Here is a 14,765-nt window from a genome sequence, read left to right as displayed (position 1 = left end):
AATTTATTTTGTAATATCTCTGCCGATAACCAGTCTCTGGATCTCGGAAGTTCCTTCTCCGATGGTGCAAAGTTTAGAATCTCTGTAGAATTTTTCTACCGGGAAATCTTTTGTATATCCGTATCCTCCGAAAATCTGTACTGCATTGTTTGAAATTCTTACGCAGGCTTCAGAAGCATATAATTTTGCCATTGCTCCTTCTTTTGTCATTTTTTGCTTAGCGTTTTTCAACGTTGAAGCTCTTTGGATCAATAGTTCCGCTGCATCAATTTCTGTTGCCATATCCGCTAACATGAAGTTAACTGCCTGAAATTCTGAAATGGATTTTCCGAACTGCTGTCTTTCTTTAGCATATTTTAAAGCAGCTTTGTAAGCTCCTCTCGCAGTTCCTAAACTTAAAGCTGCGATAGAAATTCTTCCTCCGTCAAGAATTTTCATTGCCTGTTTGAAACCTTCACCTACTTCGCCTAATCTGTGAGAATCCGGTACGCGAACGTTATCAAAGATTAATTCAGCGGTTTCAGAAGCTCTCATTCCCAGCTTATTTTCTTTTTTACCGGAAGAAAAACCGGGCATTCCTTTTTCTAAAACGAAAGCGGTAGAATTATTTTTAGCTCCTTTTTCTCCTGTTCTCGTCATTACAACAGCGATGTCTCCTGAAATAGCGTGGGTAATGAAGTTTTTAGCTCCGTTAATGATCCATTCGTCTCCATCCTTCACTGCAGTGGTAGACATTCCTCCTGAATCTGAACCTGTATTGTGTTCTGTAAGTCCCCAAGCTCCGATTACTTTACCGGAAGCCAACTGAGGAAGCCATTTGTTTCTCTGCTCTTCGTTTCCGAATTCATAAATGTGGTTGGTACAAAGTGAATTGTGTGCTGCCACAGAAAGACCGATGGATGGGTCTACCTGCGAAATCTCGTCCAAAATCGTTACATATTCATGATAACCAAGACCTGAACCTCCGTACTGCTCCGGAATAACAATCCCCATGAAGCCCATTTCTCCTAACTCATGAAATAGATCTTTGGGAAAAGTCTGGCTTTCGTCCCACTCCATAATATTAGGTCTGATATTCTTTTCAGCAAATTCTCTTGCCGTTTCCGCTATCATTTTGATGTTGTCAATAGTCTCTGTATTCATATAGATATCTGTATTTATATAGATAATAGTTAGTTCCCAAAGATAATTAAATTGCCGTAACGCCCAAAAAAATTATTTAACCCATAAGATGATCGTTCCAAAAATCTAGTTTTCAATTTTTTATATTCTTAAAATTAATGATATTTTAATAAAATTTTCCGAACTTTAAGCAGATTAATTTACTATTTTAGCCACCCAATTTTTAAAGCATGAAAAAATTTCTACTGCCTATTATTATGATTTCATCTTATTTTGCAGCTCAGGCTCCTGCAGGATATTACGATGGAACCACAGGTTTGACGGGTTACACCTTAAAGTCGAAGCTCCATGATATCATCTCGGCGAAAAATATAAACTGGCATTATGGTGATCTTACCAATTATTATAATCAGACAGATTTAGATAAATATTACGATTACGGACCAAGCAATACGACGATTCTGCTCGATATGTATTCTGAAATTCCTACCGGTCCGGATGCTTATGAATATACAACGGCAAATATTATCGGGAGTGCTTCGGCGGAAGGACAGGGCTGGAACCGTGAACATATGATGCCGCAAAGTACTTTTTACAGCAATTATCCGATGTATTCCGATCTGTTTTATGTGGTTCCTACGGATGCAAGAATCAATCAGCTGAGAAGCAATTACCCTTACGGAATTGTAGGTTCTACGATTTATTATACGTTTACCAACAGTTCAAGAATAGGGAATTGTGCGATTCCGGGAATTACTTATACCGGAAGAGTGTATGAGCCAATTAATGAATTTAAAGGAGATGTTGCGAGAAGTCTGCTGTACTTTGCAGTACGGTATGAAGGCAAATTAGGAACGTTTAATTTTAATAATAACGCCAATCCGGCTTCCGATACCAATCCTTTGGACGGAACGGAAGAAAGGGCTTTTGATCCTGCTTATATCGCCATGCTGCTTCAGTGGCATCAGCAAGATCCTGTTTCTCAAAGGGAGATCGACAGAAACAATGCGGTTTATGGGATACAGAAAAACAGAAATCCTTTTATTGATAATCCTTCGTGGGTAAATACGATATGGGGACAGACTCCCGATGCAGTGGCACCGCAAACTCCCACAAATTTAACAGTAGCGCAAAACAGTGCTTATTTTACAACACTAAGCTGGACTCCAAGTACGAGTACAGATGTGATCGGGTATAAAATTTATCAGAACGGAACGTTGGTGGGCGCAACAAAGAATTCAACGTTCACGGCAGATCATCTTACGCCTTCTACAGCGTATACGTTTACGGTGAAAGCTTATGACAACGGATACTTGCTTTCTCCGGACAGTAATACCGCTTCTGTTACCACTTTAGCTTCGGATGTTTATGCCAAAGATTTAATGGTAACAAAATATCTTGAAGGAACTTCGAACAATAAAGGCATTGAAATCACCAATAAAACAGGACACCCTGTAAATTTAAGCGACTACAGACTGTCCATTCAGTTTACCAGCGGAACAAATTATTATTTTGTGGATCCTTATGAGCTGGAAGGAACTGTTCAGAATAACGAAACTTTTGTGGTGTTGAATCCGGATGCCAATTTCTCCTGCTACACGATCAATCAGGCAAAGTTTGTAACAGCGGCTCCGCAGATGACGTATTCCGGAAGTCAGTATCTCGAACTGAGGTACAAGTCTTCAACAGTTGATGCTATAGGTGTTTCGGGCACAAACAATTCTTCGGTTTTGGGGAATGTGTCTTTATACAGAAAATCCAATATCGCGCAGCCGACAACGACGTTTAATATTTCGGAATGGGATTCTTACGCAAGTAATTACTGTCAGAGTTTAGGAACCTTGGCAACGGCAGAAGCGATTCTTGCCCAGAATAATGAATTTAAAATTTATCCGAATCCTGTGAACGATCATGTTTTTGTAAGTGGAAAAACAGAAAATATAAAATCAGCACAGATTTTAGATCTTTCAGGGAAACTGATTTATACTGAACAAAATCCATTTAAGAACAAAAAAGGCATTTCTGTTCAAAATTTATCTACAGGTACATATTTATTGAAAATTGATGATAAAATCTATCAGTTTATCAAAAAGTAAGCTCTTGATTTCCTGAAAAGGGAAAATAAATATAAAATCGATATAAGCAGATTCACTAATAATCATTATCTATAAGTGTTTCTGCTTATATTTTTTATTTATAAGTAATAATGCTTATATTTGCAGAATGATAGCGGTCATTACCGGAGATATTATAAATTCGCAGCACGCGGAAACAGAGGTTTGGATCACCAAGCTTAAAAATCTTCTCGAACATTGGGGAAGCGCTCCCGGTACATGGGAAATCTACAGGGGAGACGAATTTCAGTTCAAATGTAAGATAGATGAAGTATTCTGGCGTTTTCTCGCCATAAAATCACTTATAAAAAGTCAGGAAAATTTAGACGTAAGAATTGCCATCGGTATTGGTGAAGAAAATTTTTCATCTGAAAAAATCACCGAATCCAACGGAACGGCTTATGTGCATTCCGGAAGACTTCTGAATGATCTGAAAAATGACGGACATACCGTTTCCATTAAAACATCCAATGATTCCGTAGACCGGGACCTTAATATTCTGCTGAAATGGTCTTCCAAAGATTTTGATTCCTGGACGGTTGCCAATGCAGAAATTATTCATGAGATGATTATGAATAAAGACATCACGCAGGAAGATCTTGCGAAAAAGTTTGCCATCTCGCAATCTTCTGTAAGCCAGAGACTGAAGCGTGCAAACTATGAACTGATCGTAGAAACCAATCAATATTTCAGAAAAAAAATATCCGAACTGTAAGCATGGTTTTTATTCAGCTCATATTGGCGCATTTATTTGGAGACTTTATTCTTCAGCCAAATTCATGGGTTGCAGAGAAGGAAAACAAAAAGCTGAAAAGCAGATATTTGTACCTTCATGTTCTCATCCACACCATTCTGAGTTTTATTTTCCTCTGGAATACTCAACTTTGGTGGGTCGCCCTTTTGGTGGGATTCTCCCATTTCATTATTGATACTGCAAAACTGAGTTTTCAGACCGCAAAATCTAAAAAATCATGGTTTTTTACCGATCAGGCTTTGCATATTGCCGTGATTGCAGGAATTTCCTTTTATTTCAATGAATTTAATTTTGACTTTTTAAAAAATCAGGAAATTTTAAAAATCATCATGGCAGCTTTGTTTTTAACGACACCGGCTTCCATTTTTATCAAGATATTATTGTCTTCGTGGACTCCGGTTCCCGAAACACAGAATAACATACAAACCGAATCTTTATCGAGCGCCGGAAAATATATCGGGATCTTAGAACGTTTATTGGTTTTCACCTTTATTGTAGTTAATCATTGGGAAGGCGTAGGTTTTATGGTCGCTGCAAAATCTGTTTTCAGATTTAGTGATCTTGCTCAGGCAAAGCAGAGGAAATTAACCGAATACGTTCTCATCGGAACCCTTCTGAGCTTTGGAATGGCAGTTTTAACAGGAATTTTAATTAAGTAATATAAATCTAATAAAAAGTAATTTTAGAAAATGGAAAAGAAAGAAATGTTGTACGAAGGTAAGGCAAAACAGGTTTTTGCAACCGATAATCCTAATGAAGTAGTGGTACGTTTCAAAGACGATGCTACTGCATTTAATGCTCAGAAAAGAGGATCTGTAGATCTTAAAGGAGAGATGAACAACGCGATCACGACTCTTATTTTTGAATATCTGAATGAAAAAGGGATTAAGACTCATTTCATTAAACAACTGAACGAAAGAGAGCAGTTGGTAAGAAAAGTATCCATCATTCCTTTGGAAATGGTGGTAAGAAACTATTCGGCAGGAAGCATGGCGCAGAGACTGGGAGTGGAAGAAGGAATTAAATCTCCGGTTACCATCTTCGATATCTGCTACAAAAAAGACGAATTGGGAGATCCGCTAATTAACGATCACCACGCAGTATTCTTAGGAGCTGCAACGTATGAGGAGCTTGATGAAATGTATGAATTAACTTCAGACATCAACGAAATCTTAATCGATCTTTTCGATAAAATGAACATCATCTTAGTGGATTTCAAAATTGAATTAGGAAAAACTGCAGATGGTGAAATTATCCTTGCAGACGAAATTTCTCCGGATACCTGCAGACTTTGGGACAAAGATACGATGAAGAAGCTGGATAAGGACAGATTCAGAAGAGATCTTGGTGAAGTTACCGAAGCTTACGTTGAGATCTATAACAGACTGAAAACGGTACTTGCTAAATAATTACTAGGGCAGAAGCGAGAAGTTGGAAGCTGGAAGTTTATCTGAATACGCAATGGTTTTGTTGTGAACTTCAGACTTCGAGCTCCCGGCTTCCACCATCAAAATTTAGAAAAAATAGAAATGAAAAGTTTAGACATTCATAAAAGTGAATATTTAAAACAATTTGAAACCCAAACCTACGGAAGAAATCTCTTCAGAACACAGGAAGAAGAAAGATTAGATGCTCCAAACGAGGAGTGCGGAATCTTCGGAATGTATTCTGATAATGATCTGGATACGTTTTCACTTTCACAGTTCGGTCTTTTTGCATTACAGCACAGAGGTCAGGAAGCTTGTGGTATTTCTGTTCTTAAAAACGGGAAAATTACCAATATGAAAGATGAAGGTCTGGTTTTGGATGTTTATAAAGAGATCAACGATCCTGAAACTTTTATGGGAAATTCTGCGATCGGACACACGCGTTATACGACTGCAGGAGACAAAAAGAAATATAATTTTCAGCCGTTTTTCGCGAAAAACGAATACGACCAGATTATCCTTTCCATTGCACACAACGGTAACTTAACCAATGCCAAAGAACTGAAAACAGAACTGGAAGCTGAAGGAGTTGTGTTCAGAGCAACGTCCGATTCTGAGGTTATTTTAAGATTGATTCAGAAAAACCTTGATCTGGGACTTCGCGGAGCCATTAAAGCAACCATGGAGAAAATTGAAGGTGCTTATTCGGTTGTCGGGATGACGAGAAATAAATTCTTCGCATTCCGTGATTTCAACGGAATCCGTCCTTTGGTTTTGGGAGCAATTAACGAAAACTCTTATGTTGTTGCTTCAGAGTCTGTGGCTTTAGATGCAGTAGGAGCGCAGTATGTGCGTGATATTTTACCGGGAGAAATTATTTATACCAATGAAAACGAACCCGTAAAACTTCATTCTTACATGGTAGATGAAGAAAAAGGAAAGCAGAGAATCTGTTCTTTTGAATATATTTATTTTGCAAGACCCGATTCTACTTTAGAAAATATTAATGTGTACGAAATCAGGGAAAAATCCGGAGAAAAAATCTGGCATCAGGCTCCTGTGGAAGCAGATGTTGTGATTGGAGTTCCGGATTCCGGAGTTCCGGCTGCCATTGGTTTTTCCAAGGCTTCGGGAATTCCTTTCCGTCCGGTTTTAATTAAAAACAGATACATCGGAAGAAGTTTCATTGTACCGACTCAGGAAATGAGAGAAAGAGTAGTGAACCTGAAACTGAATCCGATTATTTCCGAGATTAAAGATAAAAGAGTCGTGATTATTGATGATTCCATTGTACGTGGAACCACTTCAAAAAGACTCGTTAAGATTCTTAAAGATGCAGGCGTGAAGGAAATTCATTTCAGAAGCGTTTCTCCGCCGATTATCGCTCCTTGTTATCTGGGAATCGATACCCCGTCGAAAGACGATCTGATTTCTGCCAATATGTCTACGGAAGAACTTAGAGATTACTTAGGAGTAGATTCTCTTGAATTTTTAAGCGTTGAAAATCTTAAAGAAATTTTAGGCTCTGCCAATCACTGTTTCGGGTGTTTCACGGAAGAATATCCTGTAGGAAAAGGAGAGGAGGTAGAATTATTCAATTAAAATATTTCCTGAAATAAAAAATGTCAGACTTAAATTTTAAGTCTGACATTTTTTATTCTGTTTAAACTGCTTAGAATTTATACGCTACACCAACCTGGAAAACGCCGTTTCTTACTGCATCACCTGTATTGTTTTCTGCGATATCCGTAAGTCCTGCAACATATCTTGCCGTAATTCCGAATTTCTGCTCAAAATAATAACCGGCTCCAAGACCTAAACCAAGATCAAAACCTTTGAAAGCCTGATCTACATCTACAGAACCTCCGTCACCTTTTAATTTTTGGCTGATTGCAAAACTGAATTGTGGACCAGCTTCAACATATAAATCCGGAAGAACATTGTACTGTACCATTACAGGAACTGAAATATAATCCAGATTAAGCTTTACAGAAGAATAGGTTTTGTCTTTAGCACCCATTCCGTTATACAAAACTTCCGGCTGTACGCTGAAAGAACTGGCTACAGGAATGTTTGCAAAGAAACCTCCGTAGAATCCTGCTTTTGCTTTAGAATCGTTATCGTTAATAGAAGATACGTTAAGTCCCGCTTTTACTCCGAATTTTACCGGTGAAGCTGAAGCTGCTGCTTTTTCCTGTGCAAATGATAATGTACCTGCTGTAATCGCAAGTCCTAGAAAAATCTTTTTCATAGTTTATTAATTTTTATGAATGTTTATTATTAAAGTGTTGCAAATTTAATAAAAAGAAAAAGATCAGGCCTCATGATGAAACCTGATCTTTGTTATGAAATCAAAAATTGTTTTTTATTTAAAACTTATAGTTCAGTCCTAACTGGAATGCTCTGTTTGTATTTACGTTTTTCTGAGCATCGGTTACTGCGTCAGAATTGTTGTAAATGTGGGTAAGACTGTTCACATATCTCGCATTGATGCCGAGATTACGGGTAAAGTAATATCCCAGACCGACTCCAAAGCCTAAATTAAACTTTTTAATATCGTCTTTGTTAATGCTTTCTGAAGCTGATAAAGTCTGTGTAGTGGTTGTTCCCGCAGTGGTTGTGGCAATAGTCTGTTCACCTTTGTTTTTACCGTCTACAAAATAACTTACTTCCGGACCTGCTTCTACATAAAAATTATCGGTAGGTTTCATCTGAAGCATTACCGGTACGGAAATGTAGTTCAGCGTAGTACTGTAATCCTGCTTTGTTCTTACGGTTGTAGCTCCTGTGGTAACTTCCGTATCGGAAAGTACACTTTTTGCACCCATCTGGTTGTATAAAACTTCCGGCTGTAATGCAAACTTTTCAGATAATGGTACATTTACGAAAACACCTGCATTAAATCCTATTTTCTGGTTTTTGGCTGTAAGTTCCTGTTCGCTGAATTGGGAAGCGGTTGCCGCTCCTTTAATACCAAATCTTACAGGCTCCTTCATTTTCACCGGTGGTGTAGCTGTTGTTTTTACTTCCTGTGCAAACACAAATACTCCTCCTGTTACTGCCATTGCTAGAAATAACTTTTTCATAATTTTACATTTAAATTTTACTACTTTTTTGTTTCCTGAAATTTTCATTCAGGTAACAGTTATTTTACAAAATGCTTGCCAAATAAATGATTTTTAGATTTTGAAATGTTAATAATTCACAATTTTTGGAGTGAATTATTATGTGTTGAATGGTATTTTATTATCCAATCAAAAGGTCAGGCTTCATGATGAAACCTGACCTTTTTATGTATTGAAATCAAAATTGTTTTTACTGAATCAGCTTCTTAGAATTTGTAAGCTAACCCAACCTGGAATGTGTTGTTTCTTGTTGCATCAGAACCATTTGGTCTGTTTTTAGCAACGTCTGTTACACCTGCAACATATCTTGCAGTAATACCAAGGTTATCTGTGAAATAATATCCTGCTCCTAAACCGATACCGAAGTTAAATGTGTTTAGGTTATCTTTATTGATATCATCTGTATAGCTTGCTGAAGAAGTTGTTGTTCCTGAACCGTTGGTTACAGTAGTAGTTCTGTCTCCTTTATTTTTTGCGCTTACCAGGAATCCGAATTCAGGTCCTGCTTCTACGTAAAAGTTTGGAACGAAGTTATACTGGAACATTACCGGTACAGCGATGTAATCTAAATGAGTTGAATAAGACTCAACGTTTCTTGTTGTTGTACCTAATGCAGTAAATTCGTCAGTGCTTTTTACTTTAGCTCCGTACTGAGAATATAAAACCTCCGGCTGAACACTGAATGAACTTGCTAAAGGAATATTTGCAAAAACACCTGCGTTAAATCCGATTTTAGATTTTTGATCTTCAAGACTTGCATCTTTAGAAAGAGAAGCTACGTTCATCCCACCTTTGATACCAAATCTTACCGGGCTTGAAGACGAACCTGTCGTCTGAGCGAATGCTAATGAACCAGCTGTAAGTGCTACTCCTAAAATTAACTTTTTCATAACTTTAATTTTTTAATTTTTACTATTTTCTAATTTTAAATTTTACTACTGTCAATTTTTTCGTTTGACGGAGAGTATCTTTCAAATTGCTTGCCAAAAAACAGATTATGATAAATGTCATAGAAAAATCCGCCTGTAAAAACAAACGGGTTTTATTTTAATATTTTGATTTTCAGAAATTTAATTTTTCAATTAAACATTTGTTTAGAAATAATCTAAATTCTGAATTATGCTGAAAATAAGTTAGATTTTTATCAGAATTTTCAGAAATTAAAGAGAAACATCATTCAGTTTTCTGTAAAAATCTAAAGAAGCCGTGATGTTTTTCAGGCTGCACTGATGATCGAAATTACACGCCCCGATTCCGGTAATCAACGAGAAATTGATCTTGCTGTCCGTATTCTTTTTATCATTCAGTAAAAGATCAAAAATAGCTTCGTCTTTAAAATCGCTGATATCAAGGTAAGGATAGTATTTTTGAATGCTTTCGATAATAATCGTAGTGTCTTCTTCAGAAATTAAACCTTCAAGATAAGCAAGATGCGCTTCCGTAATCATTCCCATTGCCACAGCTTCCCCATGAAGAATAGGATTTCCCTGACCTAAACATAAACTTTCAACGGCATGACCGATCGTATGACCAAAATTCAGTGTTTTTCTGATGTTTTTCTCGTGAAAATCTTCCTGAACAACATTCTGTTTAATATCCATCGACGTCTGAATATGCGGAATTACGCCTTCAATGTCCAGTTTATTGATCTGGGTGAGATTTTCCCAGTGAGATTTATCGGCAATTAATCCGTGTTTCAGCATTTCGGCAAATCCGCTTCTTAATTCTTTAAAAGGCAGCGTTTCCAGAAATTTCGGATAAACAAAGATTTTCTCAGGAAAAGTAAAAGTTCCCACCATATTTTTATAATGCATCAGATCGATCCCTGTTTTTCCTCCGATGGAAGCATCACACATCGATAAAAGTGTGGTCGGAATATTAATAAACTGTATTCCTCTTTTATAAGTAGATGCTACAAAACCGCCCATATCTGTAATAACGCCGCCGCCGAGATTAATAACCAGAGCTTTTCGGTCTGCCTGCATTTCCGTAAGAATTTCCCAAAGCTGGTTTGCCGTCTGTATATTTTTCATTTCTTCACCTGCTTCAATCTCCAGAATTTCAAAGCCAAGATCCGTTTCCATATTTCCTAAAAGGATTGGGAGACAATATTCATGAGTATTTTCATCAACCAGAATAAAGATTTTGCTGAAAGATTTTTCGTGTAAGAAGTCGTTTAATTGAGAAAAATTATCGTTTAATATTGTTATCATTTTCAGATTTTCTGTAAGGTTAAATGTAAAACTATATTGCAAAGTTATGATTCTTAATTTTTAACTCGTTATTAAATATACTATCTTTGCAGAAATTTTTAGAATGAGCAGAGATAATAATAATTCAGAACGACCAAAGAGACCAAGAATTTCAACTAAGAAAAATTCTGATAATTCTCGTGCTTCCAGATCTGGAAATTCTTCAGAATCAAAACCTTTTAAAAAATCTTTCCCTAAAGCAGGCGAAAGAAATTCAGACTCCAGAAGAAGTACCGGTACCAGTTATCAGGACAGAATGGATAAGAAATTCGGAAAAACGGAACAGCAGCCTTTTATCACCAATTCGGGTGAAGAGAAAAAATCTTTCGGCAAATCTGCCCCAAAAAGAGGAGGAAGCAGACCCAATACTTTTGATACAAGAGATAAATACGAAAGAGGCAGCCTGAAATACGGAAGAAGACCCGGAACAGAAAACAGGGAAGATAAAAATAAATCTTTTGTACAGAAAAGAAGACTGAATAAAATTGAGAAAGATGTACATAAAGACACCATCCGTCTGAATAAATACATCGCCAATTCCGGAATCTGCAGCAGGAGAGAAGCCGATGAGCTGATTACGCAAGGTCTTGTGGAAGTAAACGGAAAAGTGGTAACGGAAATGGGTTATCAGGTTCAGAAAACGGATAAGGTGGTTTTTGACGGACAGAATATTACCCCTGAAAAACCGGTTTACGTTCTTCTTAACAAACCGAAAGGGTATATTTCTACTACAAAAGACGACAAAGCCAGAAAAACAGTAATGGATCTTGTAGCGAACGCTTCACCGTACAGAGTTTTTCCGGTAGGAAGATTAGACCGTTCTACAACAGGTGTTATTCTTTTAACGAACGATGGTCACATGACGAAGAAATTAACGCACCCGTCTTTTGATGCAAAAAAGATCTATCACGTTACGCTGGATAAAAAGCTTACACATGAGGATATGAAGCTTATTGCGGAAGGAATCCGTCTGGATGAAGGAGTTGCCGAAGTAGATCAGATTTCGTTCATCGAAGGAAAACCGAAAAATGAAGTGGGAATTGAAATCCACATCGGGTGGAACCGTGTTATCAGAAGAATTTTCCAGAGATTAGGATATGAAGTGGAAGCCTTAGACCGAGTAATGTTTGCCGGATTAACGAAGAAAAACATCAAAAGAGGACACTGGAGAATCCTTACAGAACAGGAAGTGAATAATCTTAAAATGCTTTAATTTTGAAGTAAATTTTAAGCTGAAAATAAAAAAGACGTTGAAATTTTTTCAGCGTCTTTTTTTGCTTTAACACGAATGCCATAATTCCTTTTGCACTAATATCACAATAAGTTTGTTTAAATCTTTGTATTAATAAAATCTTCTTGTTGGAAAGCGCAAAGACGCAAGATTTTCATTAGTTCTCCAATCTTTAAGACGCAAGAAAATCAAAGATTTTCAAGAAGGATTAATGCTTAATTTTATCGTTGATAAAATTTTTGCGCCTTAAGAAAAGACAGTATTAAAGAATATTTTGAGTCTTTGCGATAGTTATATTAAAGTTGTTTAAAGTAAAATGGTAGAAAACTCTATAGAGTTTTATCTGTGTAGACACCATATTCGCAAGGCATTCTGCGTTCCGTAGGAACGCTATCTTTAGAAATTTATCATATTTAAGATATCAATCCTATGGATTGATTGACGGATTTATTCTTATTTCTACACAGATTCTGCTCCTAAAGGAGCAAACTCTTTTACTTTAAACAACTTCATTATTAAGTTTAATATTAAATGATGCTATTTGTGAAAAAGCATTAGTGCAATTTGTGTTTAAAAACTATCCCAAAACCGTAACCCCTTTCTGGATCATATCATAAATGGCATCTCTTCCGTTATCCGGCTTTACATTTACGGCACGTGTTCCGTTGAAGTGAAGACAGGTTACATAACCATTGGCTACAGCATCGGTACAGGTATATTTTACGCAGTAATCCATAGCAAGACCTACGATTTCCACCAACTGGATGTCATGAAACTTTAAAAAATCGTCCAGACCTGTTTTCATGAAATGATTATTGTCCTGAAAACCGCTATAGCTGTCGATTTCTACATTTTTACCCTTTTGTACGATGTGGGTTACTTTCTGTCTGTTAAGATCTTTATGGAATTCTGCCCCGAAAGTTCCCTGAATACAGTGATTGGGCCACATAAACTGCGGAACCCCATTTAAAATAATGCTTTCGCCTACTTTTCTGCCATTATTGCTGGCAAAACTTTTATGATCTGCAGGATGCCAATCCTGGGTAAGTACTATCTGATCGTATTCGTTTTCTTCCATCAGAGCATTGATGTAAGGAATTACTTCATTGGCTCCCGGAACTGCCAAAGCTCCTCCTTCACAAAAATCATTCTGCACATCTACGATTATTAACGCTTTTTTCATATTTAAAATCTCGAAATTTTTGATAAATCTACGAATTCTTAGCTTCAAAAAATTGTCCAAAACAGAATTATCGGACAAATCGGCATTTCGTTTAATAATTTTTTGACAGAGGTTTGATTTATTTTTGGTAATCGTAAAGTTGCTACCTGTTTTTAACAGTTATGTCCTTTTTAGTCGCAAGAACATCAATAATTTTCAACAGCATTTTTGTATTAATCCATTGTATCGAAGATAACATCGGCTTTGCGATTAGCAACAAATTAAGAGTATGACTAAAATTCCAATAGCTTATCTTTGCACGAAATAAATTTTTTATGTCATTTGAGTCTTTAGGATTATCGCACAATATTATTCGTTCCGTTAAAAAACTGGGGTATCTGAAACCTTTTCCGATACAGGAACAGGCTGTTCCCGTTATTTTGCAGGGAAAAGATCTGATGGGAATTGCACAGACCGGTTCGGGAAAGACGGCTTGTTTTGTGATGCCTATTTTAGAAAAACTACAAAACACGGAGGTAAAAAAAGACCGTAACGTTCAGGTTCTTATATTGGTTCCTACCCGTGAACTGGCGATTCAGATTGATGAGGTTTTCAGGGCTTTTACAGACAATTTAAAGCGTGAAGTTCGTACCATGGCAGTTTATGGCGGTGTTTCCATCAATCCGCAGATGAAAGGATTATTCGGGGTTGAAGTTCTCATCGCTACGCCCGGTCGTTTATTGGATCTGATCGATCATAACGCGTTGAGCATTTCCGGAATTCAGCATCTGGTGATTGATGAGGCGGATAAGATGTTTCAATTAGGCTTTGGTGAAGAGATGAATAAGCTTTTCGCAATGATGCCTGTTGCCAGACAGACAACTTTGTTTTCTGCCACTTTGAATGATAAAGTTTCTGAGATGAAAGAGCGTTTATCCATCAATCCGACGATTGTTGAGATTAAAAAAGAAGAAGTTGAAATAGACAATATCGAACAGTTGGCTTATCATGTGGCTCCGGAAAATAAAGGGCCGTTTTTACGCTATTTAATCAAAGAAAAAAAGGTGGAGAAAGCTTTGATTTTTGTATCTTCAACAAGGGCAGCAGATAATCTGGTTGAAAAATTAAAGAAAAACAAAATAAAAGCGGTTGCCATTCACAGTCAGAAATCGCAGGGAGCGCGAAGAAATAATTTGGAAGAATTTAAATCGAACGGAGCTCAGATTTTGGTTGCTACAGACCTGATCGGTCGTGGAATCCACATAGAATCTTTACCATGCGTCATTAATTACGAATTGCCGCGTTCGCCTTTGGATTACATTCACAGAATCGGAAGAACAGGACGTGCCAATGAAAAGGGAACGGCGATTACTATTTTAACGGATGACGAATTGCAGCATTTCCGCGTAATCCAAAAGAAAATGGGAAGGAAAGTTACTCTGCAGAGAACGGAGGATGTTAATCTGCATGGTTATTAATAAAATACAGGGCTTCAATTTTAAAATTGAGGCTTTTTTTATTTAACTACAAAAGCGAATGACAAAGCTAAGTTCAAGAACAATAAAAAGTGCTCAAAAG

General features: G+C 37.0%; 13 protein-coding genes. 7 read left to right on the top strand and 6 right to left on the bottom strand.

The features are described from left to right. Nucleotides 1–3: 3 nt before the first annotated feature. The gene (locus tag BW951_RS02000) at nucleotides 4–1,143 is read right to left on the bottom strand and encodes an acyl-CoA dehydrogenase family protein (protein WP_076390246.1); all 1,140 of its coding nucleotides are present in this window, start codon (nucleotides 1,141–1,143) and stop codon (nucleotides 4–6) included. A gap of 209 nt (nucleotides 1,144–1,352) precedes the next feature. On the opposite strand from BW951_RS02000, the gene BW951_RS23165 reads away from it, so the two are divergent. The 5 genes from BW951_RS23165 to purF all read left to right on the top strand — a co-directional run bounded on the left by BW951_RS23165 (nucleotide 1,353) and on the right by purF (nucleotide 7,019). After that, entirely contained in the window at nucleotides 1,353–3,218 is a 1,866-nt protein-coding gene (locus BW951_RS23165; RefSeq protein ID WP_076390245.1) for an endonuclease, read from the top strand. 127 nt (nucleotides 3,219–3,345) lie between these two features. Next, nucleotides 3,346–3,951, top strand: a complete 606-nt coding sequence (locus BW951_RS01990) for a SatD family protein (RefSeq protein WP_076390244.1) — start codon at nucleotides 3,346–3,348, stop codon at nucleotides 3,949–3,951. 2 nt (nucleotides 3,952–3,953) lie between these two features. Continuing rightward, entirely contained in the window at nucleotides 3,954–4,649 is a 696-nt protein-coding gene (locus tag BW951_RS01985; protein ID WP_076390243.1) for a DUF3307 domain-containing protein, read from the top strand. Nucleotides 4,650–4,679: 30 nt separating this feature from the next. Then, on the top strand, nucleotides 4,680–5,399 hold the full coding sequence (purC, locus tag BW951_RS01980; protein ID WP_076390242.1) for a phosphoribosylaminoimidazolesuccinocarboxamide synthase: 720 nt from the start codon (nucleotides 4,680–4,682) through the stop codon (nucleotides 5,397–5,399). Nucleotides 5,400–5,519: 120 nt separating this feature from the next. Then, nucleotides 5,520–7,019 carry an amidophosphoribosyltransferase gene (gene purF, locus BW951_RS01975; protein ID WP_076390241.1) on the top strand — a complete coding sequence of 500 codons (1,500 nt, stop codon included), beginning with the start codon at nucleotides 5,520–5,522 and terminating at the stop codon, nucleotides 7,017–7,019. A 70-nt stretch (nucleotides 7,020–7,089) separates the two neighbouring features. Here purF and BW951_RS01970 read toward each other — a convergent pair whose 3' ends face one another. From BW951_RS01970 to aroB, 4 genes are all read right to left on the bottom strand, one after another. Next, nucleotides 7,090–7,668: a porin family protein gene (locus BW951_RS01970; protein WP_076390240.1), complete on the bottom strand. Its 579-nt coding sequence runs from the start codon at nucleotides 7,666–7,668 to the stop codon at nucleotides 7,090–7,092. Between the two features lie 118 nt (nucleotides 7,669–7,786). Then, nucleotides 7,787–8,503: a porin family protein gene (locus BW951_RS01965; protein ID WP_076390549.1), complete on the bottom strand. Its 717-nt coding sequence runs from the start codon at nucleotides 8,501–8,503 to the stop codon at nucleotides 7,787–7,789. A gap of 245 nt (nucleotides 8,504–8,748) precedes the next feature. Continuing rightward, on the bottom strand, nucleotides 8,749–9,432 hold the full coding sequence (locus BW951_RS01960; protein ID WP_076390239.1) for a porin family protein: 684 nt from the start codon (nucleotides 9,430–9,432) through the stop codon (nucleotides 8,749–8,751). A 270-nt stretch (nucleotides 9,433–9,702) separates the two neighbouring features. Beyond that, complete coding sequence (aroB, locus tag BW951_RS01955) at nucleotides 9,703–10,755, bottom strand: 3-dehydroquinate synthase (protein WP_076390238.1); 1,053 nt, start codon at nucleotides 10,753–10,755, stop codon at nucleotides 9,703–9,705. Between the two features lie 103 nt (nucleotides 10,756–10,858). Here aroB and BW951_RS01950 point away from each other — a divergent pair, with 103 nt between their 5' ends. Continuing rightward, nucleotides 10,859–12,007: a pseudouridine synthase gene (locus tag BW951_RS01950; RefSeq protein ID WP_228427465.1), complete on the top strand. Its 1,149-nt coding sequence runs from the start codon at nucleotides 10,859–10,861 to the stop codon at nucleotides 12,005–12,007. 595 nt (nucleotides 12,008–12,602) lie between these two features. Here BW951_RS01950 and pncA read toward each other — a convergent pair. Next, nucleotides 12,603–13,208 (bottom strand): bifunctional nicotinamidase/pyrazinamidase, encoded by a 606-nt coding sequence (gene pncA, locus BW951_RS01945; RefSeq protein ID WP_076390237.1) that lies wholly within the window; start codon nucleotides 13,206–13,208, stop codon nucleotides 12,603–12,605. A gap of 314 nt (nucleotides 13,209–13,522) precedes the next feature. On the opposite strand from pncA, the gene BW951_RS01940 reads away from it, so the two are divergent. Continuing rightward, the gene (locus BW951_RS01940; RefSeq protein WP_076390236.1) at nucleotides 13,523–14,665 is read left to right on the top strand and encodes a DEAD/DEAH box helicase; all 1,143 of its coding nucleotides are present in this window, start codon (nucleotides 13,523–13,525) and stop codon (nucleotides 14,663–14,665) included. The last annotated feature ends 100 nt before the right edge of the window (nucleotides 14,666–14,765 follow it).

Source organism: Chryseobacterium gambrini, from assembly GCF_900156825.1.
In the GTDB taxonomy this organism is placed as follows: domain Bacteria; phylum Bacteroidota; class Bacteroidia; order Flavobacteriales; family Weeksellaceae; genus Chryseobacterium; species Chryseobacterium gambrini.
This window is presented reverse-complemented; position numbering and strand designations above follow the sequence as displayed.